The organism is Halonotius aquaticus, assembly GCF_003605575.1.
Taxonomy (GTDB): Archaea; Halobacteriota; Halobacteria; order Halobacteriales; family Haloferacaceae; genus Halonotius; species Halonotius aquaticus.
Map to the genome: position 1 here is coordinate 533,856 of NZ_QKNY01000018.1, position 25,782 is coordinate 559,637.

Below are 25,782 nucleotides of genomic sequence, written 5' to 3' on the forward strand. Positions count from 1 at the left end.
AGACGAGCCTCGATTGATTCTCAATAGAGGAGCCATTTTTCTCTAATTCTCTTTTTTGATATCTCGTCGATACTTATTTTACCCTCTCGCTCCAACCAACTGGTAGTCGCCTTTCGTGACTGAAGGTGACTGTGTGACTACTACCCGGAACAGGTAGGGGAAGTTACCCAACGCTTCCCGTTCGAGATCCGGGGTGGTCGCGGATTGGTATTTTCTGCGGGCGCAGGTCATCCCAGTCGATCACCCGTCGAAAGAAGACTGTAGGTTTATTTCCGCCAGCATTGTTGCCATAGATGGCCGCAATACGGCGGCCACCGACACCGAAACCCCACTGCACCGGGAGCGTCCCACCGCGCTCCCACTTAAGAAACGATGTCGAACGAACGCGGTGGTTAGTCTCCGAAAGCAGGTGTTTCCAGCGTCGTCTCCTCGCTTGGGTCGAAAGCCTCGTAGTGGACAACCTCCTCGATCGGGCGGCGACCTTTTCGCTCGTTGTCGATGTCGGCGGCCGGCGTAGCCGGATAGCCGAGCGTGATGAGCATCACCGGTTCGTACCCGTCCGGGATGTCGAACGCTTCAACGAGCCCATCAGCGTCGAAGCCTTCCATCGGGCAACTGGCGACGCCGTGTGTCCACGCCGCATACATGAGCGTCATCGCCGCCAACGACGTTGATCGCGTTGTCCACGTTTGGCGGTCAGCCGCCGACATCCCAGCCATCGCCTCGACGTTGTCCAACAACGCGTTTCGGACGTCGTCGTTCGGGATGTACTCCTTGGCGAGCCAGTCGTCAAACACCGCCTCGGCGTGGGCCATCGGATCGGTGTTCCCGAGGACGACGACAGTCGTGTCAGCGTCAACAACGTGGTCTTGGCCGTTGGCGACGGCTTTGAGTCGCTCCTTGGTCTCCGTGTCGCGCAGCGCAAGCAGCTCCCAGGGCTGGAGATTGTAGCCGGAGGGCGCAAGCGTCGTCGCCTGGAAGATGGCATCGAGGGTCGACTGTGCGATCGACTCGTCACTGTAGTCGTGTACTGATCGTCGGGTCGCAACGGCGTCTGTGAAATCCACACCAACGAGAGGGGCCGAACAGGGATAACGACGAGGCTCCCGGCAGCCGTCGATGGAAGGGCCCCCGGAGGCTGTGACCTCCTATCTTTTTGACGATCCACACAGCAGGTAGGGTATGGACAAGATTGCCTTCGGCACTGATGGGTGGCGTGCCACCCTCGATGTCTTCACCGACGAACGCGTTCGAATCGTTGGCGAAGCGGTCGCAACCTATCTTGAGGAGGAGGGATACACCGATCCCGTCATCATCGGCTATGACGCCCGCGAAACCTCACCCGGCTTTGCGGAAAGCCTCGCTGAGATCATGGCTGGCCACGGCTTCGACGTGCTCCTGCCGGAACGTGATTGCCCGACACCCGTGATCGCCTACGCGATCGTCAACCGCGGACTCTCCTGTGCGCTGATGGTCACGGCCTCGCACAATCCGCCGGAGTACAACGGCGTCAAGTTCATTCCCGAAGACGGCGCACCCGCCCTCCCCGAACGCACCGAGAAGATCGTCGACAACCTCGCCGAACCCGACCTCCTCCCCGAGGAGGAGTGGGGTGAGATCACCGAGATCGACCCGATCCCGGATCACGCCGACCATGCAACCGATCTCGTCGGCGCAGATCTCTCGGATCTCACCATCGTCTACGACGCCCTCCACGGCAGCGGCCGCGGCGTCACCGACGCCCTGCTTGAGTCGGCGGGCGCGGAGGTCATCACCCGCCGTTGCACCCAAGATCCCGACTTCGGCGGCGGCGAACCCGAACCGAGCCCGAGCAATCTCCAACCGCTGGCTGACGCGGTCGAAGAACACGACGCCGACCTCGGGATCGCCAACGACGGCGACGCCGACCGCATTGCGATCACGACGCCCGACCGCGGCTATCTCGACGAGAACCTGTTTTTCGCCGCCGTCTACGACTACCTGCTCGAAACTGATTCGGGCCCAGCCGTCCGCTCGGTGTCGACGACGTTCCTCATCGACCGCATCGCCGAGGCCAACGGCGAGGAGGTCGTCGAGGTGCCGGTCGGCTTCAAGTGGGTCGGCAAAGCGATGGGTGACTCCGACGCGCTGATCGGCGGCGAAGAGTCGGGCGGCTTCTCAATCCGGGGTCACATCCGCGAGAAAGACGGCGTCCTGATGGCCCTGCTGGCCGGCGCGGTCACCGCCGCCAAACCGCTCGACGACCGAGTTGACGCCCTGCTTGAGGAGCACGGTGAGATCCACGCCAGCAAACGCAGCGTCGACTGCCCCGACAGCGAGAAGGAGCGCGTCCTTGAGGACCTCGAAGACCACATCCCGGAGTCGGTCGCTGGCTCAGCCGTTGCCAACACCGTCACCCTCGACGGCTTCAAACTCCTCCTTGAGGACGGCTCGTGGCTACTGATTCGACCGAGCGGCACCGAGCCGAAACTGCGGGTCTACGGCGAGGCCGGCAGCGACGAACGGCTCCAGACACTCCTGGACGAGGGCGTCGACCTCGTCGAACCGCTGGTGTAGGCTCTCACCGCCTGTCGACTGCGGTGGCCCGGTGTGTAAACCGGGTGTCTTTTTATCCGGGCTTTCGTATCCCGCAGCATGTTCAAGGCCATCGTGAGTGCTGACACGCTCAAGGACGCGCTTGACTCGGTGAGCGTGTTGGTAGACGAGTGTAAGATCCGGCTGAACGAGGAAGAGTTCGCCATCCGCGCCGTCGACCCCGCCAACGTCGGGATGGTCGACCTCTCGCTGGCCGCCGCGGCCTTTGAGTCCTACGAGGCCGACGGCGGCGTCATCGGCGTCAACCTCGGTCGACTCGAAGATATCGCCGGGATGGCAAACAGCGGCGATCTCATTCATCTCGAACTCAACGAGGAAACCCGTAAGCTCCACATCCAGATCGATGGGCTCTCGTATACGCTCGCGTTGATTGACCCTGATTCGATCCGCCAGGAACCCGACATCCCGGATCTCGATCTCTCGGCGGAGATCGTCTTGGAGGGCAGCCAACTCAGCCGCGGGATCACCGCCGCCGACATGGTCAGCGACCACATCGCCCTCCGTGTCGACCCCGACGAGGAAGCCTTCTATATCGAAGCCGAGGGCGACACCGACGACGTGGATCTCAAACTCGACAGCGACGATCTGATCGATCTCACCGCCGGCGCGGCCGACTCCCTGTTTTCACTCGACTATCTCAAGGATATGAACAAGGCGATCCCGAAGGCAGCCGAGGTCACGACCGAACTCGGCGAGGAGTTCCCCGTCAAACTCCACTATGAGTTTGCCGAGGGCCTCGGCCAGGTCACCTACATGCTCGCCCCGCGGATTCAAAGCGAATAACGACGGCAGCACGCATCGACTGGCGTGGCAGGCTGACAGCGGCAGGCCGCAACCGATTTTACGCACCCGCTTGAGGCGTAGGTATGGAAGTGTTCGGCTCCAGTGGAGCCCGCGGGATCGCCGGCACCGAACTCACCCCTGAGTTCGTGCTGCAGGTCGCCCAAGCCGCTGGGACGGTCTGGGAGGCCGACCGCGCCGCCGTCGCCACCGACACCCGCCTGACCGGGCAGATGTTCGCCGATGCCACCGCCTCGGGGCTGGCTGGGGTCGGGCTCGATGTCGACCGCCTCGGACTGACGCCAACGCCGGCGATCGGCCGGTACTGCGAACAGGAAGCGATCCCGGGGGTGATGCTGACGGCCTCGCACAATCCACCGGAGTACAACGGCGTCAAGCTCATCGGCGCCGACGGGATCGAGCTCTCAATCGACCGCTTAGAGCGGATCGAAGCCCACGCCCTCGGCGAGGAGTTCGACCTCGTCCCGTGGGAACTCGTCGGCGAGAGCCGCGAGGTCGACACCGCCAACGCCACCTATCAACAATCGCTGCTCGACGCCATCGACACCAAGCGCATCGCCGACGCCGACCTCACAGTCGCGCTCGATCCTGGCCACGGTGCCGGCGGCCTAGTCAGCCCAGAGTTCTACCGCGAGTTAGGCTGTGAGGTTGTCACCGTCAACGCCCAACTCGACGGCCGGTTCCCCGGCCGGCTGCCCGAACCCGTCCCCGAAAATCTCGATGACCTCGGTCGGCTTGTCGAGGCCGCCGACGCCGACGTTGGGATCGCCCACGACGGGGATGCCGACCGCTCGGTGTTTTTCGACGAACAGGGCCGCTTCATCGACGGCGACGCCTCGCTGGCCGCCTTGGCTGCACGCGAGTTGTCAGCCGGCGATCACACTGTCGCCGCGGTCAACGTCTCCCAGCGGTTGGTCGATGTCTGTGAGCGCGTCGACGCCGAGTTGGCGCTCACACCGATCGGCGCGACACACATCATCACCCGGATCAAGGAGCTGTGGACGGCCGGTGAGACCGTTCCCATCGCCGGCGAGGGCAACGGCGGCGTCTTCTTCCCGAATCACCGCCTCGTCCGGGATGGCCCGTATATCGGCGCGAAGTTCCTCGAACTGATCGCCGACCAACCGGCCAGCGAGGTCGTCGCCCCGTATCAGGACTACCACAGCACACGGGTTAATCTCGCCTACGGCAGCGAGGCCGAACGCCGGACGATGCTGTCGGCCGCCGAGGAGTACGTCCACGCTGCCGACGCCGAGATCTCGACGCTCGACGGCTACCGCCTCGATTACGGCGACTCGTGGGTGTTGGTACGACCCAGCGGCACCGAGCCGAAGATCCGGATCGTCGCCGAGGGGACGACCGCCGACCGCGCCGAGGAACTGGCGACCGATCTCGCCGACGTGGTGCGGGCGGCCGTGGAATAACACCGCGCCGACGGGAAACCTGTCACCACGGCGGCAAACATGGTAATAGCCCACCCACCCAAACAGGAAGCCATGGAACGAATCGTCAAAGTGGTTCCGGACGCTGGCTTGCACGCACGACCGGCCTCACAGTTTGTCCAGACGGCAAATCGATTCGACAGTGAGATCACAGTCGGGCGGGCCGACGGCGACGACGCCGTGGGTGCCAACAGCATGCTCGCGGTGACCGGGCTGAACATCGAACACGGCGAGTCGGTGCGGATCACCGCCGAGGGCGACGACGCCGAGGCTGCGCTTGATGAACTCGAAGCCCTGTTGACAACGCCGGTCGAAGACGAGGAGGAAGACAGCGAATGAAGCGCAGCGGCATCGGGAGCACACCGCTGTCCGGTGTCGGCACCGCCCGCTGGTACCGACCCAGTGATCTGACGCTGCCTGAGCAACCCGACCCAAGCGCGGTCGACAGCGACGCCGAACAGGCCCGCTTCGAGGACGCCCAAGCGACCGCCCGCCAGCAGATCGAACAGGCCCGCCAGCAGGCCGCCGAGCGCGTCGGTGAAGATGAGGCCGCCGTCTTCGAGGCCCATCTCCAGTTTCTCGATGACCCCCAACTCGTCGACGATATCGAAAGCGCGATCGGCGAGGGCACACCGGCCGAACACGCCGTCGACGATCGGTTTGGGGAAGCAATCGCCCAGTTCGAGGGGATGGACGGCCGGATGGCCGAACGCGCCGACGATCTGCGTGATATCCGGGATCGACTCCTCCGGTCGCTGTTGGCTGTCGAAACCGTCGATCTCTCGGCGTTGCCAGCCGGCACGATCCTCCTGGCCGAACGCCTCACCCCGAGTGATACCGCAGAGCTCGATCCCGATTCGGTCGCCGGCATCGCCACCGTCACCGGCGGGCGCACCTCTCATGCTGCGATCATCGCCCGCTCGTTGGCGATCCCAGCGGTCGTCGGCGTCGGCGAGGAGTTGACCGAGATCGAGGAGGGGGCGGACGTACTCGTCGACGGCGAGGCCGGCACCGTGGTTGTCGATCCCGACGAGGACGAGCGGGCGGCCGCCGGCGGCGTTGACGCACCGGTCGTCGAGGAAACGGTGTCGACAGCGGATGGAGTAGAAATCGAGGTCGCAGCCAACATCGGCGGCGAGGCAGAACTTGATCCGGCCGTCGCCCGCGGTGCCGACGGGATCGGCCTCTTCCGCAGCGAGTTCCTGTTTTTGGATCGGGAATCCCCGCCGGATGAGGCCGAGCAGTACGACGCGATCACGACCGCGCTGGCGGCGTTTCCGGACGACCGGGTCGTCGTCCGAACGCTCGATATCGGCGGCGACAAAGCCGTGCCGTATCTCGACCTTCCAGAGGAAACAAACCCCTTCCTCGGCCAGCGCGGGATTCGGCTTTCGCTGGGGGCCCACAGCGACCTCTTCGAGACACAGTTGCGTGCGTTGCTGCGGGCGGCGGCCAGCGAGCACGGCGACGACCTCGCCGTGATGTTTCCGATGGCGACACAGATCGAGGAAGTTGCGGCCGCCATCGAGCGCGTCGAATCGGTCGCCGCCGATCTTGACGGCGAGGGCGTCGACTACGCGATGCCGGAACTCGGCGTGATGATCGAAACGCCCGCAGCCGCGTTTCTTGCCGACAGCTTGGCTGAGCGACTCGACTTCCTCAGTATCGGCACCAACGACCTCACGCAGTACGTGATGGCCGTCGACCGCGAGAATGACGCCGTCGCCGACTACCACGACCCGCTGCATCCGGCGGTGTTGCGCGCCATCGACCGAACGGTCTCAGCGGCCGACGGCAACGACGCCTGGGTCGGCATGTGCGGCGAGATGGCCGGCGATCCCGATCTAACGGCGTTGCTCGTTGGCCTCGGCCTCGATGAACTCAGTATGAGCGCAGTGACGGTGCCGGCGGTGAAACAGCAGGTGCAGGAAACCGCGACCAGCGCTGCCCGCGACCTCGCAGATGACGCGCTGGCCTGTGAGACACGGGCCGAGGTGCTGGACGTGCTCGACGAGAGCTAAGACAGTTGTTTGCGTACAAAACGCCAGGACAGAGAGTTGAACGCAGTCGTTTCGCTCACGTCGGTCGCGTCACTCGCTGTTCAAATCCTGTCAGTCAGCGGTTCCGGAGCAGCAGTGATCGCGGCGCGATACTCACGGCTTCGCCGTTCGTTTTCGTGGCGCTACGCGCCACATCCGCGCCGCTGGTGTATGCTGATCCGTCAGAAACGCCAGGACAGGGATTTGAACCCCGGATCCCAAAGGGAACACGCTTTCCAGGCGTGCGCCTTACCACTCGGCCATCCTGGCTCGTCCCCTTCTACCCCGCTGCCGATTTTAAACGTGTTGGTCGGCTATTCCGACCGCCGGCCAGCAACTACTTTCGCCCGGAACCAGTAGCCGTCGTATCTCTGACCAATCTTCCACTACGCGACCCCGACTCACGAAACGCAATCTCCTGCTCGGTGCCGGCGGTGTACTCACCGTGCTGACCGGCGGCGTGGCCTACGTCCTCAGCGAACTGGACGCCGAACACGCCGACTACACCGCACCCGAGGACTACCCGATGCTCACCACTCGCGGGCGACTGGGCGACGACGGTAGCACACCAACAGTCGCCACCGAGGGAGGGTGGTCGTTCGACGACGCCGACGAACTATTCCTGTTTGTCCACGGCTTCGATACCGACCCGCAGGCCGCCCGCGATCAGACCTACACGCTGGATGTCGGCCTTGAGGAGTACCGCTCGTCGCCGGTCGCCGGCTACAGTTGGGACTCTGATGGCGAATGGGCCGACGCCAAGCGCGTTGCCGACGCGAACGCCGAACCGCTCGCTGACTGGCTTGCGGAGTGGGCCGCCGAGGACGGTCGCCCCGTCCACCTGGTCGGCTACTCGCTGGGCGCGCGCGTCGTCTGTGAGGCACTGACCGAATTGGAGACGAGCGAGATGGCCACCTCGCTTGCGTCGATGTCACTGCTCGGCGGTGCAATCCCAAGCGACAGCGTCGAACGCGATGGGGAGTATGGCGACGCCATCGCCGCGGTCGACGCACCCATGACCAACTTCCACAGCGGGCGCGACCGCGTGCTCGGCTGGGTCTACCGCCTCTCGGATCGCACCACGGCGGTCGGCAGCGTCGGCATCGACGACCCGGCAGCCGAGCCCGATGGCTACCGCGATGTCGACGTGACCGACCTCGTCGCCGATCACTACTCGTATTTCGAACCCGAGGAGGGCAGTCTGTCCCGGGTGGTCGAGAGCCTCGATTAACGGCGTAGACGTGCCGCAACGGCGGGCGCGGACGCGGTGACGACGACACCGACGCCAAGTGCGATCACAGCGAGACCGCCGAACCCGACCGGCAGCGTGCCACCCGCGAGGCGATACCCCAGCGCAAGCACGAGAAACAGCAGCGCGCCGACGAGCCCCCACAAGAGGCTCGATTTACGACGCGGGCTCACGCCTCCGGATATGTCGCCACCGCCTCGATTTCGACGCCGACACCCTTCGGGAGCGCGCCTGTCTCGACTGCGCTGCGAGCCGGCGGGGCGGCAGCGAAGTACGTCTCGTATGTCTCGTTCATTGCGCCGAAGTCGTCGATATCGGCCAGAAAGACCGTCGTTTTGAGGATATGCTCGGCGGCGAGATCCTCAGCCGCGAGGATCGCCATGACGTTATCGAGTGCGAGTTCGGTCTGGGTGGCGATGTCGGCGTCGGCGTGGAGGTCGCCGTCGGGCGTGAGGGGGATCTGACCAGCGGTGTAGAGCGTCGAGCCGTCGGTCGTCGCTTGGCTGTAGGCACCCACGGCTTCGGGGGCGTTGTCGGTACTGATGGTGCGTTTCATAGCGTCGGGTGGGCGGTCGAGCCGAATAAATCCGCCCCTTACTTCCGCACGTCAACGGTGTAGCCCGCGTCCCGAAGTGTCGCCAGCAGGTCGGCGGCGTGGTCGGGGCCGTGGGTTTCGAGTTCGAGTTCGACGGAGGTGTCGCTCATGCCGACCTCCCGGGAGGTGCGTTCGTGGTGGATCTCGTAGATATTAGCGCCTTTATCGGCGATGATCTCGATCAACGACTCCAACGCGCCGGGGCGATCCGGCAGGACGGTGCGGATCTTCAGATACCGCCCCATTTGGATCATCCCCCGCAGGATCACCGTTGTCAACACGTTCATGTCGATGTTGCCGCCACACAGTGCGGGGACGATTACCTCGCCTTCCTCGTAGTCGAAGCGACCTTCCAGCAGCGCCGACAGCGCGACCGCACCCGCGCCCTCAACGACGGTTTTGCTCCGTTCAAGCAGCAGCGTCAGCGCGAGGGCGATCTCCTCGTCGGAGACGGTGACAACTTCGTCGACGCGTTCTGTGATGATCTCGAAGGGTTGCTCGCCGACCGAGCGGGTGGCGATCCCGTCGGCGACGGTGTCGACGCTGTCTCGGGATCGGATCTCACCAGCCTCAAGGGAATCGATGACGCTGGAGGCACCTTCTGCTTGGACGCCGATGATCCGCACGTCCGGTTGCTGGCTTGTGATCGCGGTGGCGATCCCGGAGATGAGGCCGCCCCCGCCGATGGGGACGACAACGGTCTCTACGTCGGGTTGCTGTTCGAGGATTTCGAGGCCGATCGTGCCCTGGCCGGCCATCACCATCTCGTCATCGAAGGCGTGAACGTAGGTGCGGCCCTCCTCGCGTTCGATCTCGTGGGCGCGGGCTTGGGCCTCCGCGTAGTCGACGCCGTCGAGGACGACACGGGCGCCATACCCACGGGTCGCTTTGACCTTCGAGATCGGCGCGTGTTCCGGCATGACGATCGTCGCATCGACGCCGGCCCGGGTCGCTGCCAAGGCGACGCCCTGGGCGTGATTGCCCGCGCTGGCGGTGACGACGCCGGCGGCCTGTTCAGCATCGGAAAGCGTCGCAATCCGGTTGAGCGCGCCCCGAATCTTGAACGCGCCCGTCCGCTGGACGTTTTCTAGCTTGAGATGTACCGACGCGCCGGTTCGCTCCGAGAAGGTGTGTGAGTAGCGAACCGGCGTCACGCGGGCCACATCGGCGATGCGATCGCGGGCCGCACGTATCGCCGCAAGCGAGAGCATATCTCCCGTTGGTGGGGACGTGCGCTAATCGGTTTCGGTGTTGGTGATAGCGTCGCCAGGAGAAGGAACCAGATGGATCGTCGTCGCCACCAGCAGGTCGTTGTGACTCACGAGTGTAAAAACGGGATGGGGAATGCACGCGTGTGACGCGCAACTGAGCGTTTGGCCCGGAGGTATATAAACATCCGGCATGCGTGGTGAAAGTGAAAACCGCACGCAGGCGGCGACTGCTGACGTCTGTCAGACGGCTGTCGGCCGCAGTTCGGGATTGTTATTCTGTATTGATAGGTTCAATCTGAGTCGCTGGGAGATAGCGTTCGACCCGCGCTGAAAACGCGCCGGTGCCGGGCCAGTACTGGTCGAGTGAGCCGAGGCCAAGCGCGGCCGGCTCGCCGAGATAGACGCTGGCCGTCGGGGTCGACACTGTCGCCGCAAGCGACGGCGCAAGTGAGACTGACACCCGGTGGTAGAGCCCGCTGTCGACGCCCTCGTACCGATCGAGTCGCTCGATGTCGTCAGTTTCGAGCAGCCGACCGGTGACCGAGTCGCCTGGGACAAGTGTCGGATATCGGCCGTCGACACGGCGGAGCCCAACGCAGGTGGCGGCGCCGACAAACCGGTAGCTGTCGAGCAGCGACGCAACCTGCTCGTCGTCGGTGAGCGTGCCGTAGACGAAGACCAACGCGACCATTGTGGCGGCTACACGGCGTTGTCGATGGTCTCGATGGCTTCACAGCCGATGGCGACCGTGTCGGGGTCGAGATCGCTGTTGCGGAGCGCTGTCGGCGTATACCACGCCCAGCGGTCTGCGGGGGCTTCGCCGTCTCGGGGCTCGATCTCACGATGCTCAACGGCTGCAAAATAGATGTGATCGATATGCTGGTGGCCGACCGTCCCGTCAGGGTGGGTGTTGATATCGTACAGCAGCATATGAGCCGGCTGTGGCAACACCTCGCCGGCCGGTGGGTTCAGTTCGGCGGTCTCGCGGTGGAGGGTCGGATCGAGGCCGGTTTCCTCGCGGACTTCGCGGCGACCCGCCTCGTGGGGCAGTTCGTCGCGGTCGACATGACCACCGGGTGGGATGCGGATCCCAAGGCCGGCATGCCGATGCAGTGCGGTCGCGCCGTCGTTGACGATGTAGACGGTCGAGGTGAAATGGCGTGTCGTCTCCATGGCTGTCGCTTGCGGGCCGGCGGCTTTGCGGTTGCGAAAGCGATCAAAAACGGGCGTCGTCAGGCGACGGACTGCTGTTCGTCGGCTTCGAGCAGTTCGTGGTAGCGGTTGCGGATCGTGACCTCGGAGATGTTGGCGACCTCGCTGACCTGGTTTTGGGTAACCTTCTGGTTGGTCAGCAGCGAGGCGGCGTAGATCGCCGCCGCGGCGAGGCCGACCGGGGATTTCCCGCTGTGAACGCCCTGTGCTTTCGCCGTCGACAACAGTTCGCGGGCCCGACGCTCGGCCTCATCGGAGAGCGTCAGATCCGAGGCAAAGCGCGGGACGTACTGTTCAGGGTCAGCCGGCTTGATTTCGAGGTTGAGCTCGCGGGCGACGTAGCGGTAGGTGCGGGCGATCTCGTCTTTGTCGACTCTGGAGACAGCCGTGAGCTCATCAAGGCTGCGCGGGGTGCCAGCCTGTCGAGCCGCCGCATAGAGGGCCGCCGTCGAAACGCCCTCGATCGAGCGACCGGGCAAGAGATCCTCGTCGAGGGCCCGGCGATAGATGACCGAAGCGGTCTCTCGAACAGCATCGGGCAGCCCGAGGGCGCTTGCCATGCGGTCGATCTCGCCGAGGGCCTGTTTGAGGTTCCGCTCTTTGCTGTCGCGGGTGCGGAACCGCTCGTTCCAGGTGCGGAGCCGCTGCATCTTCTGGCGTTGCCGCGAGGACAGCGACTTGCCGTAGGCGTCTTTATCCTGCCAGCCGATGTTGGTTGACAGCCCCTTGTCGTGCATCATGTTCGTCGTCGGCGCGCCGACGCGGGATTTCTGATCCTTCTCGTTGCTGTCGAAGGCGCGCCACTCGGGGCCGTGGTCGATCTCGTCTTCCTCGACGACGAGTCCGCAGTCACGACAGACCGTTTCGCCGTGTTCGGTGTCGGTTGCCAGTTGGCCGTCGCACTCCGGACAGCGGAGGGTCTCGTCGGTGTCGGTCGACTCCGTCTGCTGGGGTGACCGGTTGTGGCTCCGGGTGTGCTCGTCGGTAAACGTACGAACGTTGTCGCTCATGATATGGATGAAACGGTGTGAGAGATCGCGGTATCACACCCGTTTTGTGCATCAATAGACACGGGCTGAAACAACTTAATAATACCCTATAATTGCAGCCAAATTTGCTATGAAAACTGTTAGACGAGAGCGGGTGAAGAATCGTTATGGATGTGCTTCTCACAGGCGCGTCAATTCGCCCGATAGCCCGGCTATTCGTGAGGGGTGAAAACGACAACCCAATGAGACGAGACGGGGATCCCCAACTGGCAGCGACACCGGGGTGACCTGGGAAACGAAACCCTTACTCTCAGGCCGTGATTCGGGGCGCGTATGAGCGATTCGCCCGTCGACGCCGACGAGGTACAACACGTCGCCGACCTCGCGCGGGTCGATCTCGACGACGCCGACGCCGACGAGTTCGCCGCGCAGTTCGCCGACATCCTCGATTACTTCGCGGCCCTCGATGAGGTGCCCGAGGTCGACAGCGACCCCGAGTTGGTCAACGTGATGCGAGCCGACGAGGTCGAGGAGGGGCTCTCACAGGACGAAGCCCTTCAGAACGCCCCCGAAACCGAGGACGGCTTCTTCAAGGGGCCGAGCGTCTCATGAGCAGCGATCACACCGACGCCGGCGACGACGCCCACAACGCCTTCATCACCGAGGCGACCATCGAGGGCGACGACGACGGCCCGCTGGCCGGCCGCACCATCGCCATCAAGGACAACATGTCGACCGACGGCGTGCGGACGACCTGCGGGTCGGCCATGCTCGACGAGTACGTCCCGCCGTACAACGCGACCGTCGTCGACCGCGTGCTGGAGGCGGGAGCCACGATGGTCGGCAAGGCCAACATGGATGAGTTTGCGATGGGTGGTACCACCGAAACCTCGGCGTTCGGCGCGACCGAGAACCCCGCCGCGCCGGATCGCGTCCCCGGCGGCTCTTCCGGTGGCTCGGCCGCAGCCGTCGCCGCTGGCGCAGCCGACCTCGCGCTCGGCAGCGACACCGGCGGCTCAGTGCGCAACCCCGCCTCCTTCTGCGGTGTCGTCGGCATCAAACCGACCTACGGGCTCGTCTCCCGGTACGGTATCGTCGCCTACGCCAACAGCCTCGAACAGGTCGGCCCGCTGGCGAACACGGTCGAGGACGCCGCCCTCCTGCTCGACGTGATTTCGGGCCCCGATCCAAACGACGCGACGACCAACGACGGCGGTGCCGACTCCGGCTATGCGGCCGCCGCTGACGGCGACGTCGAGGGCCTCACGGTCGGCGTCATCACCGACCTGATCGAGGGCGCGGACGACGACGTGGTCGAGACCTTCCAGGCCTCGTTGGACGATCTCGAAGCCCAGGGCGCGGAAATCACCGAGGTCTCGCTGGACTCGCTGGAACACGCCGTCCAGGCCTACTACGTGATCGCCATGTCGGAGGCCTCCTCGAACCTCGCGCGCTTCGACGGCGTTCGCTACGGTCCCGACACCGACGCTGAGGGCAACTGGAACGAGCAGTTCGCCGCCGTCCGTGAGGCGGGCTTCGGGCCGGAGGTCAAACGCCGGATCCTGCTCGGCACCTACGCGCTCTCAGCGGGCTATCACGACAAGTACTACAAGAAGGCCCAGGACGCCCGAGCGTGGGTGAAACAGGACTTCGACGACGCCTTCGAGGACGTGGACGTGCTGGCGTCGCCGACGATGCCCGTGGTGCCGCCGAAACTCGGTGAGAGCCTCGACGACCCGCTCCAACTCTACCTGATGGATGCCAACACCGTCCCCGTCAATCTCGCCAATCTGCCGGCGATCTCGGTGCCCGCCGGCGACGTGGACGGCCTACCGGTCGGCTGCCAGCTCATCGGCCCGAAGTTCAGCGAGGAGACGATCATCCGGGCGGCGAGTGCGGTTGAGGACTGAGTAGCAGGCACAGATGCAAGTCGGGCATTTTGCGTGAGAGTTGTTAGGTAGATCGACCTGTATAGCTGCGCGCGCTGTTTCGCAATGAGTGTGTGTCGCTTCCTCGCCCCGAATTGCGGTCATGTCCCGCTCTGAAACATAGACACATTTTTCGTGAACGATTCCAGATATCGTGGTATGGCAGTCCGTAACAACCGGAGCGGAAGTCAGGGCGCTACCACATTACCTGATGTGGTCCCATTCGACTTGTCTCATCTAACCCGACAGAGTTGGGAGTTGGGCAAAGCCACCGTTCGGGACGAACACGCGTCTACCCTTGGTAGATGGACGCATCAGAAAGAGCAGTGGCAGCTGTCGATTTTCGAGGTGACGAGTGAAACAGTCATTATCTGTGTCCGGACTCCTGTGGGTCGAGAACGATTTTACGGAGCGATACGGTCGGAACTCAACTCCGCTCTGGAAAAACTCGAAGCGAATCCGTCGTGGCAGCAAGTGCAGTAAGCACACGGCGGTAACCCATATGCGTCGCCACAAACAGAAAGCCGTGTCTAACGCGTTCAATCGCTACAGGGAGGAAATGGACAACCGCCAATTGCTGAATGGAGCCTCTGTCTCTCGCACCTCGGTACTGTCAGCTTGTGTAACTGCGTTACCGGTTCGCTCCTGTGTTGTCGTCCTGTGACGCCTCCCGATCTGCTTGGGTTCCAGGATAGCCGAGCGTGCGTTTGGCGAAGGCGTCCAACGCTTTGAGCGTCGTGCTGACGTAGATGCCGGCGACGAACACCAGCCCGCCGACGAGCCGCTCGGTCGAACGCAGCCCTGACTCGCCGAGCGTCGCCGCCGAACCAGGCGGATCGACGAACACGCCGGCCAGCAGAAAGACACCGGCCGACAGCGGCAACACGGCGACCGTCCGGCTCAGGATTTTCAGTCGATAGCGACCCGCGCGCTCGAACTGTTTGGCGAAATTGGCACAGGCATAGACGGCGGCCCCGAGAAAGCCAAACAGGTAGACGGTCGCCGGAATCTGCATGGCGATGCCGACCTGCGTTGCCGAGATGACGACCGCCAGCAGCGTCGCTGCGAACACCGTCCAGTAGAAGATCTGTCCCCAGCGCGTGTCGTACCAGTCGTCGGTATCAGATCTCATGCCAGCAGCTCTCACAACGAGGTGATAAAAATGACATCCACACAGAACATCGCACCCGCTAAAACAGCCGATATCGTTTTACCGGCCTCGCTGTCAACAAGCCGGTATGGTCGTTCTTGCCATCCTCAACCTCGCGGTGGGACTGGTGGCGACGACGGTTGTCGCCGTCGACACACATCGCCGCGGGCTGTCGACACGCATGCAGGCTGGCTGGATCGGGTTCGTTGCTGTCAGCAGCATCGGCGGCTCGGTTGCCGTCGCTGCCGGCGATGCGGGTTTGCTCCGGCTGTTGCAGTTCGGGCGCGACCCCATGCTCGTGGTGACCCCGGTGCAGCTTCTTGCCACGGTGCTCATCGCCGGGGTCACGCTGAGCGCGCTGGCGGTGCTCGCATATGGGTTCGGCAGCCGGTACGGGCCGCTTGCGGCGGCCTGATCGCCGCCGCGCCGTCGAATCCAGCACCAATAAGATGGATCTGGCGTACCCCTCAAACATGAACCCCGCCCGCCGATTCGACCTGCTGGCTGTCGGCCTGATGGCGATCCCGGCAGTCGCCGCGTTGGTCGTCTGGAATAGCCTCTCCGCCGAGATGGCGATCCACTGGAACGCCGCCGGCACGCCGGACAACACGGTTTCGAAACCGCTGGCGACGCTGGGGCTGCCGCTGTTCGGCATCGCCACGGTTGTCGCCGTTCGCCTGCTGCCCGACTCGCTGACGAGCACACCGGGCGGCGAAACCCCCGCGATCCTCTTTGTCGGCGTCGTCTTCGCGTGGGTCGAGACGCTAGTGCTCGTCTGGAATCTCGGCTATCGGTTCAACGTTGCACTGGCAACGGTACCCGTGTTGGTGCTGGCTGCGGGATTGGTCTGGTATTCGCTTGATAACAAGGCGACAAGATAGCTATGATTGTGGACTGTTGTGTTCGATCTTCTCACGTCACACATGGAAACATTAACTCGTCAATTGATATTTGATATGAATTATCTTGTTAGAGTTATATTGTCTCGATATGAGCGAGGATGCAGCATCTGGCGGATGTTATGACTGGTTTCATCATCGAAAGCAACTATTTAAAAAGGCTCTTGATCACCGTGGATCAATCTATTATACTTACCAACGTAACTATTTTGCAGCTAAATATGTGGGATGGCTCGGCTGGGGCTTGGATTTATTAACCGCGATTGTAGGTGGTGTCTTGATTTATGTACTTCGGAGTGGTGGATCACCACAGGCCGCAGTTTATCTTGCAGTAACAATACTGATAAGCTCATTAATCAGTTCTTTTTACGGTCCGAAACTCCGCTCACGTGATTATTATAATGCAGGTCAAGAACACCAAGAGTTGCATGACGAATTTGACCATTTTATTCATTCAAAAATTTCCAACCCAAATAGACCAAATGCTAATTTAGAAGAAACGCTTGAGGATCTAAACAGCAAAAGACATGATCTTAACCAATCTACGCCGCAATTAGGCGGTATATGGTATTATTTAATGAATATTGTCGAGAAAATAAAAAGTATTTACCAATGGATTGTACCCTGGAAAAAGCAAGAAACATGGTCTAAAGAGAAGTTCGAGGAAATCATGCCCGAAAATTGCTCTCCAGAATCAAGTCCTGATTGGTTGGAAAATGAGTAATAATATATTCGGTTAATTTCACCCGATATTTATTCAAGTAGAAAAATATTTGAATAAAATAATTTTTATTAGAACAATTATTATTTTGATAGTTATATATTTTTTACGCCTCGCCTGGACGGTAATCACGACTCACCGCCCGCCACTTCCCAGTCCGGAACCGCCACAGCGTCACCGCCGCCGGCACCCCAGTTTCAAGCACCAACGCGACGTACAGCGCGGTCTCACCGAGTGCCGTCACCGTCCCGAGATACGCTACCGGCAGTGTGAACACGTAGAGCCCGACCAACGAGGCATAAAACGGGATTCGGGTGTCGCCAGCCCCACGGAGCGCACCCGTCGCCGAGCCGTCGACGCCCATGGCGACGAGGCTCACCGCCGACACGGCGATAAACGTCGCCGACAACGCGACCGCCGTCGGGTCGTCGACAAAGAGGGTCGCTATCGGCTCGGCAAGCAGGATCACACCCGCGGCGACGAACAGGTGGACGACGGCGGCAAGCGTAATGATCTGGGTGCCGTAGGCCGTCGCCTCGCCTTCCTCGCCCGCACCCAGTTCCTGCCCGACGAGTGTGCTGGAGGCAATCGACAGCCCCCAGCTGGTGCTGTTGGCGATGTTTCGCACCCGGCGACCAACCTCAAGCGCGGCCACCGTCGCCGAGCCGAAACTGGCGGTGATCGCCAACAGCGGAAAGGTGGCGAGCCCCTGTGAGACCCGCCGGGCGATCAGCGGCGTCGACACCCGGAGCAACTGCCCCAGAAGCTCGCGGTCGAACTGCGGGCCGGCCACCGACAGGGCAACTGGGCTGGCACCGCGACCGAAGTACTCGCGGCCGAACATGCCCCACGAAAAGATCAGTGTCACCACCCCTGTCGCCACCGCGGTACCGACCGCCGCGCCGGCGACGCCCCAGCCGAACCCGAAGATCAGCGTACCGCTGAGGGCGACGTTCAGCACCGCGCCGCCGGCCCGCACCACCATCGGAGTAAAGGTGTCGCTGACGCCGGCGTAGGTGCGGCTGGCGATCATGTTCAGAAACTCGAAGGCGAGTGCGGGCGCGACGATCCCGAGATACGTCGTACCGTAGCCAACCGCCGCAGCGTCGTTGCTCAGGAGGGCGATGAGTGGGTCGGCAAAGAGGACGAAGCCCGCGACCACAGGCACCGCCAACGCGAGGGCGACCCAGACGCTCTGTTTGACCAGCAGCGCGGCGCGGGCGGACTCACCGCCGCCGTAGTTCTGGGAGACCAGCCCGACCGTCCCGCCGGCAAGGCCGATGGCGACGAACTTCCCGACCGTCCAGTACGCGCCGGCGAAGGCCAGCCCGGCGACCGCTGGCGCGCCCAGCACCGAGCCGACCATCGCAAGGTCGGCGGTCTGTTTCGACATGATGGCGAAGCCGGTGATCACCCGCGGCCAGGCGAGGTCGACCGTCGCCGTCAAGCGGTCGCGCTCGATGACCCCCAACCGCGCGAGCAACGCGGCGAGAACGGCAACCGGGCGGGCAGGATCGACCATTCGGTCGGGCTTGGTGAGCGGCGGGTTTGCGTCTATTGCTTTGGCGGCGATGGGGCGGTCGAGTAATCGTAAGTCGCTTACCGATCACACGGTAATCACACCCATGACTCCCGATCAGTGGCGCACCTACCTCGTCACACAGCAGTCCCTTTCTGCGGGCCGGTCGACGGAAACCATCGTCGAGGCAGCCATCGAGGGCGGCATCGACGCCGTCCAGCTCCGCGAGAAAGACACCTCGGCGCAACACCGGATCGAACTCGGCGAGCGACTCCGCGAGCTGACAAGCGACGCTGGCGTCGATCTCATCGTCAACGACCGGATCGATATCGCCTACGCGATCGGGGCCGACGGCGTCCACCTCGGCCAATCCGACCCCTCGGTGTCGACAGCCCGCGAGATCCTTGGCCCGGAGGCGACGATCGGCGTCTCGGTGTCGACGGTCTCGGAGGCCCGGCTGGCGGCGATCAGCGGCGCGGACTATCTCGGTGTCGGCGCAGTCTACGGCACCGACTCGAAACCCGACGCTGAAACGGCCGACGACGGCCTCGGTGTTGACCAACTCGCCAAGATCGTTGAGGCGGTGACGATCCCGGTCGTTGCCATCGGCGGAATTACCTCCGAAAACGCCAGCGGGCCGATCCAAGCCGGCGCGAGCGGCGTAGCGGTCATCAGCGCAATCACCGCCGCCGACGATCCGGCGGCCGCCACCCGCGCGCTGCGCGAGGCGGTCGGCACCACGGCCGAGAAAGCGGAGGTAGCCGCCGATGACTGAGGTGTCCGTGTCGCCGGCCGCGCTCGCCGAGTCGCTGACGAGTCTGCGGGCAACCGAGCCGCTGATCCAGCATCTCACCAACCGGGTGACGATCAACGATGTGGCCAACAGCACCCTCCACTGGGGCGCGCTGCCGGTGATGGCCGACGGGCCAAACGATGGCCCGGAGATGGCCCACGGCGCGAGCGCGGTGTTGCTCAACACGGGCCAGGTCAACGACTCGCTGAGCGAAGCAATCTACGAGACCGGACTCGCGGCCAACGAACTCGGCGTGCCGGTCATCCTCGACCCGGTTGGGATGGGGTCGACGCCGACCCGCAACGAACTCGTTGAGCGACTGCTCGCGGATGTCGATTTCGCGGCGATCAAAGGCAACTACGGCGAGATCAGCGCTCTCGCTGGCGCGGAAGCCGAGGTCAAAGGTGTCGAATCCGTCGGCGAGTACGACGAGATCGCCGACACCGCTCAGGCGGTCGCCGACTCCGCCGACACTGTTGTCGTCGCCTCCGGCGAAACCGACATCGTCGCCACCGCCGACGCGGCCTACCGCGTTGCGGCCGGCGATGAGATGATGGGCGAGGTCGTCGGTACGGGCTGTATCCTCGGCGGGACGGTCGCCACCTTCTGTGGCGGGCTCGACGACACCCTGACGGCAGCACTCCACGCGACACTGGCCTTCGGGCTCGTCGGCGAGCGCGCTGCCGGCGACGAGTACAGCGGGCCGGCAAGCTACCACACGAACCTGCTCGACGGGATCTGGAATCTCACACCCGAGGCCGCCAGCGACCTCTATGTCGACCTCGACGACCGCGTTGAGCGGATTGCGTAAGCCAAGGATCACACGCCAGCCAGAGTAAGGGCTAACCCCCGGCAGCAGCAAGCCACTGTATGCCCACCGCCGACGCCACAGGCGACACCGAACCGAGCGACAGCGATCTTCGGGACGCCGCCGAGACCGCCCTCACCCAATGTCTCAATCTCGGGAGCGAGGAGACCTGTCTGATCGTCACCGACGACAAACGCGAACGGATCGGCGAAACCCTCTATATGGAAGCCAGCGCGATCACCGACGACCCGGTGATCGTTCGCTACCCGCCCGGGCCCCAACACGGCGCGGAGCCACCCGAACCAGTCGCCGCCGCCCTCAACGCAGCCGACGTGTTTCTCGCGCCAACGACAAAAAGCATCAGCCACACCCGCGCCCGCGGTGACGCCTGCGAGAACGGTGCCCGCGGTGCGACCCTCCCAGGGATCACGGAATCGGTCTTTGTCACCGGCCTCGATGCCGACTACGAGGCCATCGAAGAACACAGCGAGACCCTCCACGAACAGGTCAAAGATGCCGACGAGATCCGGGTGACCAGCCCGCAAGGCACCGACATCACCGTCGATATCGGCGACCGCGAGTGGCTGCTCGATACGGGCATCGTCCACGACGATGGCGGCTTCTCGAACCTCCCAGCCGGCGAGATCTTCGTCAGCCCCGAGAGCGCGACCGGCACCTACGTTGTCGACGGCACGATGCGACCCCACGGCCTGCTCGACGATGACCAGCAACTCACCTTCGAAGTCGACGACGGCTATGTGACCGAGATCAGCGACGACGCGATCCGGAGCCAGATCGAAACCGCCGCCGAGGCGGTCGGCCGCGATGCCTACAATCTCGCCGAACTCGGGATCGGCACCAACGTCGGCGTCGACGAGCTCGTCGGCTCGGTACTGCTCGACGAGAAAGCCGCCGGTACTGTCCATCTCGCGATCGGCGACAACGCAGCCATCGGCGGCGAGACCAACGCGCCGCTGCATCTCGACGGCATTCTTCGAGAACCCACCGTCTACGCCGACGGCGAGGAGATCGAGTTGCCGGCCTGAGAACCGAGCGGGGCGTTCAAGAACCACCAGGCCACACACCCGGTATGCAGCTTTCGGAGGCAACGTGGCCCGAGATAGAGGATTGCGAGAGCGACCTTGCAGTCCTGCCGGTCGGGAGTACCGAACAACACGGCCCCCACGCCCCGCTCGGCACCGACGCCAAAACTGCCGCCGCCGTCGCCGAGGCTGGTGTTGAGACCTACCGCGAGCGAACCGGCGAGGACGTGCCGGTCGCGCCAACGATCCCGGTCGGGATCGCCGCCGAACACCGCGCCTTCGACGGGACGCTGTGGGTCAGCCCCGAGACATTTCGGGCATACGTCCGGGAAACCGTCGCCAGCCTCGCGCATCACGGCTTCGATCGGGTCGTCATCGTCAACGGCCACGGCGGCAACACCGATGCACTCCGAGAGGTGACGGGGACGATCTCACGCGAGGACGACGCCTACGCGGTCGCCTTCACGTGGTTCGACAGCATCGATACCGACGAAGCGATGGGCCACGCTGGCCCCGTCGAAACAAGCCTCCTCTCTCACATCGACGACGAGGCGATCCACGAAGACAAAATAGCTGCCGCCCGCGAGGGTGCCAGCGAGGGGTGGGGCGAGTGGGTCGCCGGCGTCAACCTCGCCCACGACAGCGACGAGTTCACCGACAACGGTGTCGTCGGCGATCCAACCACGGCGACAGCCGAGCTCGGCGAGCAACTCCTTGCTCGCAGCGGCGAGGCACTTGCCGACCTGCTTGACGCTGTTGACAACAGAGAAAACTAACGATGCAGACCAACAACGTTCGATGCCGGCTTAGTCGTCGTCGCTGGCATCGCCGTCCGCATCGTCGTGGGCGTCCTGCAGGGAGCTCCGGAGCTGCGGGACGGTGCCGGTGAGCTCACCCACGTCGTCGTGGGCGGCCTCAATTGTTTCCAACAGTTCCTCGACGGCCTCGATGTCGGCCTCCAGATCCTCGGCGTCCTCGAAGGCGTCGGCGCGTTCCCCGAGGGTGTACCACTTTTTCGCTTGGCGGAGGTGCTCCGGTGCCTCGCCGACATCGAGGGCGGATTTTAACCCGTTGAGCACGCCGAGGACGTTGTCGGCGTCGGTCTCCCAGATATCGTCGGCCGTCGGCAGGGCCCCGCGGGCCGCCGACAGATGCTGTTCGACATCTTCGCGGGTCTCCGCGGCGGCCTCGCCGAACAGCTCGTCGTCATCGAAGGTAGCTTGACTCATAGTTGATGATAGGCGCGGGGGCGGTTAAAAACGAGCCCGAAAGTGAAAGTGAAATCAGCAGTGCTGTCGGCTCACTCGCCGGCTTCGGCGACGGCGACCAACTTCATCAGTGGGTAGCCATCTTCCATCTCCATACGCGTCCGAGCGGTCACACCCTCGTACGCGATTCGCATCTCAACGGTCATCAGGCTCCCGGTCAGTTCGGTGTAGCCGTTGTCGTGATCGATAGCGTCGGCCACGCGGTCGTCATCGATAGCGACGGCCACCGACTCGCAGAACGGTTGGTTTTCGATGGCCTCAGCCATCGCGGTCTCTAAGCTTCGGGTGCTGTCGGGGCTAACCGGCGTGCCGGCAAACTGGTGGTACAGCGAGCCAAATTTGATACCGGCCTCAAAACAGGCCTGTTCGGTGGTGGGCGGCATACAGCAACCACGGTTGGCGGCGGCTAAGGCGTGTCGACTTGGTGAGGGGCGACACCACCGACCGGGGCGTAAACGCTAACAACTACCATGAAATCGGCACGGAACCGCGCGTTACTTACGCGTCGTCCTCCCTTTGCCGAATGAATGGCGCGATCTGTGCTGCTGACTGGGGCCGGCGGTCGTGTCGGGCAGGCCATCCTCCGGCATATCGGCGCCGACTACGACTGGCGGCTGTTGGATCGTGAGCCGCTTCCGGCGGCGAAACTCCCCGATGGGGTGGACAACAGCGACGTCTATGTCGCCGACGTGACCAACCGGGAGGCGGTGCGCAACGCCGCCGAGGGCTGTGAGGTCATCATCCACCTCGCCGGCGACCCGCGACCGAACGCCCCGTGGGAAAGCGTCCTCCACAACAACATCGACGGCACACAGTCGGTACTCCAGGCCGCCGTCGATCTCGGCGTCGAAAAGGTCGCCTTCGCCTCCTCGAATCACGCGGTCGGCAACTACGAAACCGAAGCAAAGAAACCCGATCTCTACCGCACCCACGACGATTTCACGCTTGACGGAACCGAACTCCAGCGACCCAGCAACCTCTATGGCGTCTCAAAGGCTGCCGGCGAAACCCTGGGACAGTACTACCACGACGAACACGATCTTTCGGTGGTCTGTGTTCGGATCGGCAACCTCACCGAGGGCCATCCGCCGCGCAACTACGAGCGCGGCCAGGCGATGTGGCTGTCCTACCGAGATTGTGCCCACCTCTTCGAACGCAGTATCATCGCCGACTACGGCTTCGAGATCGTGTACGGCATCTCCGATAACGACCGCAAATACTATTCTATCGAGAACACCCGACGCGTGCTCGACTATGAGCCGACAGACAACTCCGCGGAGTACCACCTCGACGGCACGCCGAAAGAAGAATCCGAAGCCTAACCTACCACGTCGAGGGCAGACAGGCACAGGCGAACCCGCCACACCGAAGCAGGAGTGATGATGTAATCTAAAATCGGTAGCCAGCCGGCTGGAAACCAGCAGTACACCGACTAGCCACGCGAACTGTTCGTTGCCACACCTGTCGCTGGCACGTGCTGTGTCAGCGTTCGAATAATGGGTAGGGGGGTTAGGGGGGTCAGCGAATCAAGGCTGAGTGGTGCCTCGATTCTCAGTGTTGAACATGGTACCCGTCTGCAGTGATACCACCATTCACAGACGGTATCTGTACATAATCGGGAGATAGCTAATAAAAATACTGGCCTTAGAATCAACTCTGATAATTCAATCAGCCGATCCGGTCATCTCATCGAGGGTGAACGGCGCTTGCGGTTCGACACACGCCCACCTGTCCAAGCAGTCGGTCAGTATCGACACGGAACACCCAGAAGTGACTACTAGGGCGGTGACTGCCAGCGCAAATCAAAAAGCCCGGAAAGAAATCGGTCAGGTAGGGTGTGCAGGCAAGAGTAGCCGTCTGGTGTCAACAGTCAGGCGTACCATGTTCAACACTGAGAACCGAGACACCAGACGGTACCAGATAGTTGTGGGTTGGATGTAATAAAGATATCGGCTGAGGAGGTCGATCGCCCTACTCGTCGACGGCGACAGCGTCGGCGTCGGCGTCGGCTGCTTCTGCGGCGGCTTCCGCGGCCGCTGCTTCCTCGGCTTCGGCTTCTTCCTTCTTTTCTTTGATTTTCTTCATCCGGAAGATCTCCTCGCGCTCCTGTTCTTCGAGCTTCTGTTCGATGTACTCCTGGTTGGTGTAGAGATCCGGGAGGAGTTTGAACTCAAGGGCGTTGACGCGGCGTTTTGTCGTTTCGATCTCCGTCAGCATCTTTTTCATCGCCGTTTCGACCTCCGCGGCGAGGATAATCGTCTCCAGCAGTTCCTCGTAGGCGTCGGCGGCCTCGTCGATACGGGCCGAGGAGCCGAGCAGCCCGTAGCCGCGCTCATCGAGGGATTTCTTCACCTTCGAGGATTCGATCTGTGGAACGACGACCCCCATGATATTCTTCGATTGGATCGTGATCTCAGGGTGTTCCTTGAGTGCGGCCGCCGCGCCGCGAACCGCCACGTCGCCTTCCATCGCCCGCGCCATGTTGAGCTTCCGCTGGGCGGTCTCGTAATCCTCGTTGAGGTCGTTGCGTACGTCTTGGGCCTGATCGAGGATATCCATGAACTCCATGATCAGCCCGTCGCGCTTCTGTTCGAGCGTATCGTGGCCACGCTCGGAGAGCTCGATGCGATCTTCGATCGCCATCAGGTTCTTCCGTGTCGGTTTAACGTCCTCAGCCATCGCTTACCGGACTGTTGGCGGCCACGGTCTTAATCTTTTCAGTTCGGTCGAAAAAATGAGCCGCGGGTGGGTGTCGACAGTCCCGATCAGTCGGCAGGCTGAGCGCTTGCGCCGCCACCGACGGATTTCAGGATGTCGTGGTTCTGCAGGAGGTACGCGCCGTAGCCGACCTTCGCGGTGAGGTCAAGCACCATGAAGGCGGCCGTCTCGGTGTACAGCGGGATGAAGCCGAGCGTCCCTTCGGTGCCGAGGATCCAGACAACCGGGTAGGCCAACCACAGCACGATCAGGAGGTTCTTCAACGTGTTCGTCAGGCTGCGGGCCGCATCGGACTGGTTTGCCGCGGCGGCGCTGAGTGTGCCGACGAGCACGTACAGGAGGACGAGCAGGGCACCGGTGCTGATACCCCACCAGACGATCCGCCAGATCGCTTCCTGTGCGAAGGCGCCAATGAGACCGGTGGCGATCATGAACACGTCAAGGCCGATCAACGTGTAGATCGTCTCTCGGTCAGCATTGGCGAGCAACGCAAGGTCTAACAAGAGCAACGGTGTGGTAAACAGCCAGTCAGCGTACCGTGCCCAGTAGATGTCAAGCACGGTGCCGTCTACCAGTTCGACCTCGGTCAACCCGAAGCCGGTTGCCATCGCGAAGTACATGCTGAATGCGATGGTCGTAACGAAGATGTTGATCGCATAGAACTGTTTGAGCTTCGTGTCTTTCACGCCCCACCCCCGGCCAAGGAAGTACAGGAGTCCGAGGGCCATCCCTATTGTGCCGATCCACAGCCAAATCTGCTCGCTGCCTGGTGTTACTGGTGCTGCCATAATCCATACGTGGT

Annotated in this window: 29 protein-coding genes and 1 tRNA gene; 16 read left to right on the forward strand and 14 right to left on the reverse strand. The window is 63.0% G+C overall.

Annotated features, from left to right (window positions below):
* Positions 1 to 392 precede the first annotated feature (392 nt).
* On the reverse strand, positions 393 to 1,067 hold the full coding sequence (locus tag DM826_RS12300) for a nitroreductase family protein (protein ID WP_120103714.1): 675 nt from the start codon (positions 1,065 to 1,067) through the stop codon (positions 393 to 395).
* A 115-nt stretch (positions 1,068 to 1,182) separates the two neighbouring features.
* Between DM826_RS12300 and DM826_RS12305 the strand changes: the two genes are divergently transcribed.
* From DM826_RS12305 to ptsP, 5 genes are all read left to right on the forward strand, one after another.
* Positions 1,183 to 2,556, forward strand: coding sequence for a phosphoglucomutase/phosphomannomutase family protein (locus tag DM826_RS12305; protein ID WP_120103715.1), 1,374 nt, complete (start codon positions 1,183 to 1,185; stop codon positions 2,554 to 2,556).
* 78 nt (positions 2,557 to 2,634) lie between these two features.
* On the forward strand, positions 2,635 to 3,378 hold the full coding sequence (locus DM826_RS12310; protein ID WP_120103716.1) for a DNA polymerase sliding clamp: 744 nt from the start codon (positions 2,635 to 2,637) through the stop codon (positions 3,376 to 3,378).
* A gap of 83 nt (positions 3,379 to 3,461) precedes the next feature.
* Entirely contained in the window at positions 3,462 to 4,820 is a 1,359-nt protein-coding gene (glmM, locus tag DM826_RS12315) for a phosphoglucosamine mutase (RefSeq protein ID WP_120103717.1), read from the forward strand.
* Between the two features lie 72 nt (positions 4,821 to 4,892).
* Entirely contained in the window at positions 4,893 to 5,177 is a 285-nt protein-coding gene (gene ptsH1, locus DM826_RS12320; RefSeq protein ID WP_120103718.1) for a phosphocarrier protein HPr, read from the forward strand.
* Positions 5,174 to 6,859, forward strand: coding sequence for a phosphoenolpyruvate--protein phosphotransferase (ptsP, locus tag DM826_RS12325; protein ID WP_120103719.1), 1,686 nt, complete (start codon positions 5,174 to 5,176; stop codon positions 6,857 to 6,859). Before ptsH1 ends, ptsP begins: the two co-directional genes overlap by 4 nt.
* 207 nt (positions 6,860 to 7,066) lie before the next feature.
* Here the strand turns inward: ptsP and DM826_RS12330 are convergent.
* Positions 7,067 to 7,147, reverse strand: a tRNA-Ser gene (locus DM826_RS12330).
* A gap of 175 nt (positions 7,148 to 7,322) precedes the next feature.
* Here DM826_RS12330 and DM826_RS12335 point away from each other — a divergent pair.
* Positions 7,323 to 8,108: an alpha/beta fold hydrolase gene (locus tag DM826_RS12335; RefSeq protein WP_394338551.1), complete on the forward strand. Its 786-nt coding sequence runs from the start codon at positions 7,323 to 7,325 to the stop codon at positions 8,106 to 8,108.
* Here the strand turns inward: DM826_RS12335 and DM826_RS12340 are convergent.
* The 6 genes from DM826_RS12340 to DM826_RS12365 form a co-directional block, all read right to left on the reverse strand.
* Positions 8,105 to 8,299: a hypothetical protein gene (locus tag DM826_RS12340; protein WP_120103721.1), complete on the reverse strand. Its 195-nt coding sequence runs from the start codon at positions 8,297 to 8,299 to the stop codon at positions 8,105 to 8,107. The genes DM826_RS12335 and DM826_RS12340 overlap by 4 nt on opposite strands.
* Positions 8,296 to 8,682, reverse strand: a complete 387-nt coding sequence (locus tag DM826_RS12345) for a Rid family detoxifying hydrolase (protein ID WP_120103722.1) — start codon at positions 8,680 to 8,682, stop codon at positions 8,296 to 8,298. Before DM826_RS12345 ends, DM826_RS12340 begins: the two co-directional genes overlap by 4 nt.
* Positions 8,683 to 8,720: 38 nt before the next feature.
* Positions 8,721 to 9,932, reverse strand: a complete 1,212-nt coding sequence (gene ilvA / locus DM826_RS12350; RefSeq protein ID WP_120103723.1) for a threonine ammonia-lyase — start codon at positions 9,930 to 9,932, stop codon at positions 8,721 to 8,723.
* A 271-nt stretch (positions 9,933 to 10,203) separates the two neighbouring features.
* Positions 10,204 to 10,623 (reverse strand): gamma-glutamylcyclotransferase family protein, encoded by a 420-nt coding sequence (locus DM826_RS12355; protein WP_120103724.1) that lies wholly within the window; start codon positions 10,621 to 10,623, stop codon positions 10,204 to 10,206.
* 8 nt (positions 10,624 to 10,631) lie between these two features.
* Entirely contained in the window at positions 10,632 to 11,105 is a 474-nt protein-coding gene (locus DM826_RS12360; protein WP_120103725.1) for an NUDIX hydrolase, read from the reverse strand.
* A gap of 59 nt (positions 11,106 to 11,164) precedes the next feature.
* Complete coding sequence (locus tag DM826_RS12365) at positions 11,165 to 12,154, reverse strand: transcription initiation factor IIB (RefSeq protein ID WP_120103726.1); 990 nt, start codon at positions 12,152 to 12,154, stop codon at positions 11,165 to 11,167.
* 312 nt (positions 12,155 to 12,466) lie between these two features.
* Between DM826_RS12365 and gatC the strand changes: the two genes are divergently transcribed.
* Both gatC and gatA read left to right on the forward strand, forming a co-directional pair.
* Positions 12,467 to 12,745 (forward strand): Asp-tRNA(Asn)/Glu-tRNA(Gln) amidotransferase subunit GatC, encoded by a 279-nt coding sequence (gene gatC, locus DM826_RS12370; protein WP_120103727.1) that lies wholly within the window; start codon positions 12,467 to 12,469, stop codon positions 12,743 to 12,745.
* Positions 12,742 to 14,043 carry an Asp-tRNA(Asn)/Glu-tRNA(Gln) amidotransferase subunit GatA gene (gene gatA / locus DM826_RS12375; protein WP_120103728.1) on the forward strand — a complete coding sequence of 434 codons (1,302 nt, stop codon included), beginning with the start codon at positions 12,742 to 12,744 and terminating at the stop codon, positions 14,041 to 14,043. Before gatC ends, gatA begins: the two co-directional genes overlap by 4 nt.
* Before the next feature lie 649 nt (positions 14,044 to 14,692).
* On the opposite strand, the gene DM826_RS12385 is transcribed toward gatA, so the two are convergent.
* Positions 14,693 to 15,193: a hypothetical protein gene (locus tag DM826_RS12385; RefSeq protein WP_120103730.1), complete on the reverse strand. Its 501-nt coding sequence runs from the start codon at positions 15,191 to 15,193 to the stop codon at positions 14,693 to 14,695.
* A gap of 106 nt (positions 15,194 to 15,299) precedes the next feature.
* Between DM826_RS12385 and DM826_RS12390 the strand changes: the two genes are divergently transcribed.
* The 3 genes from DM826_RS12390 (at position 15,300) to DM826_RS12890 (ending at position 16,834) form a co-directional block, all read left to right on the forward strand.
* Complete coding sequence (locus tag DM826_RS12390) at positions 15,300 to 15,626, forward strand: hypothetical protein (protein WP_120103731.1); 327 nt, start codon at positions 15,300 to 15,302, stop codon at positions 15,624 to 15,626.
* Positions 15,586 to 16,092 (forward strand): DUF1648 domain-containing protein, encoded by a 507-nt coding sequence (locus DM826_RS12395; RefSeq protein WP_120103732.1) that lies wholly within the window; start codon positions 15,586 to 15,588, stop codon positions 16,090 to 16,092. The genes DM826_RS12390 and DM826_RS12395 overlap by 41 nt, the downstream gene beginning before the upstream one ends.
* Positions 16,093 to 16,201: 109 nt before the next feature.
* Entirely contained in the window at positions 16,202 to 16,834 is a 633-nt protein-coding gene (locus tag DM826_RS12890) for a hypothetical protein (protein WP_133304679.1), read from the forward strand.
* A 103-nt stretch (positions 16,835 to 16,937) separates the two neighbouring features.
* Here DM826_RS12890 and DM826_RS12400 read toward each other — a convergent pair whose 3' ends face one another.
* Complete coding sequence (locus DM826_RS12400) at positions 16,938 to 18,353, reverse strand: MATE family efflux transporter (RefSeq protein ID WP_120103733.1); 1,416 nt, start codon at positions 18,351 to 18,353, stop codon at positions 16,938 to 16,940.
* A 103-nt stretch (positions 18,354 to 18,456) separates the two neighbouring features.
* On the opposite strand from DM826_RS12400, the gene thiE reads away from it, so the two are divergent.
* Genes thiE through DM826_RS12420 form a run of 4 tightly spaced genes read left to right on the forward strand, consistent with a single transcriptional unit; the run spans position 18,457 to position 21,770 of the window.
* Positions 18,457 to 19,125 (forward strand): thiamine phosphate synthase, encoded by a 669-nt coding sequence (thiE, locus tag DM826_RS12405; protein ID WP_120103734.1) that lies wholly within the window; start codon positions 18,457 to 18,459, stop codon positions 19,123 to 19,125.
* Complete coding sequence (thiM, locus tag DM826_RS12410; RefSeq protein WP_120103735.1) at positions 19,118 to 19,954, forward strand: hydroxyethylthiazole kinase; 837 nt, start codon at positions 19,118 to 19,120, stop codon at positions 19,952 to 19,954. Before thiE ends, thiM begins: the two co-directional genes overlap by 8 nt.
* Positions 19,955 to 20,013: 59 nt before the next feature.
* Positions 20,014 to 20,997, forward strand: coding sequence for an aminopeptidase (locus DM826_RS12415; protein WP_120103736.1), 984 nt, complete (start codon positions 20,014 to 20,016; stop codon positions 20,995 to 20,997).
* A 44-nt stretch (positions 20,998 to 21,041) separates the two neighbouring features.
* On the forward strand, positions 21,042 to 21,770 hold the full coding sequence (locus DM826_RS12420) for a creatininase family protein (RefSeq protein WP_120103737.1): 729 nt from the start codon (positions 21,042 to 21,044) through the stop codon (positions 21,768 to 21,770).
* A gap of 30 nt (positions 21,771 to 21,800) precedes the next feature.
* On the opposite strand, the gene DM826_RS12425 is transcribed toward DM826_RS12420, so the two are convergent.
* Positions 21,801 to 22,223, reverse strand: coding sequence for a DUF5790 family protein (locus DM826_RS12425; RefSeq protein ID WP_120103738.1), 423 nt, complete (start codon positions 22,221 to 22,223; stop codon positions 21,801 to 21,803).
* A gap of 71 nt (positions 22,224 to 22,294) precedes the next feature.
* Positions 22,295 to 22,645: a dihydroneopterin aldolase family protein gene (locus tag DM826_RS12430; protein ID WP_120103739.1), complete on the reverse strand. Its 351-nt coding sequence runs from the start codon at positions 22,643 to 22,645 to the stop codon at positions 22,295 to 22,297.
* A gap of 144 nt (positions 22,646 to 22,789) precedes the next feature.
* Here DM826_RS12430 and azf point away from each other — a divergent pair, with 144 nt between their 5' ends.
* On the forward strand, positions 22,790 to 23,584 hold the full coding sequence (gene azf / locus DM826_RS12435; protein ID WP_120103740.1) for an NAD-dependent glucose-6-phosphate dehydrogenase Azf: 795 nt from the start codon (positions 22,790 to 22,792) through the stop codon (positions 23,582 to 23,584).
* Between the two features lie 649 nt (positions 23,585 to 24,233).
* On the opposite strand, the gene DM826_RS12440 is transcribed toward azf, so the two are convergent.
* Together DM826_RS12440 and DM826_RS12445 are read right to left on the reverse strand one after the other, a co-directional pair.
* Complete coding sequence (locus DM826_RS12440) at positions 24,234 to 24,941, reverse strand: V-type ATP synthase subunit D (protein ID WP_120103741.1); 708 nt, start codon at positions 24,939 to 24,941, stop codon at positions 24,234 to 24,236.
* 86 nt (positions 24,942 to 25,027) lie between these two features.
* Positions 25,028 to 25,768 (reverse strand): bacteriorhodopsin, encoded by a 741-nt coding sequence (locus DM826_RS12445; RefSeq protein ID WP_120103742.1) that lies wholly within the window; start codon positions 25,766 to 25,768, stop codon positions 25,028 to 25,030.
* Between the last annotated feature and the right edge of the window lie 14 nt (positions 25,769 to 25,782).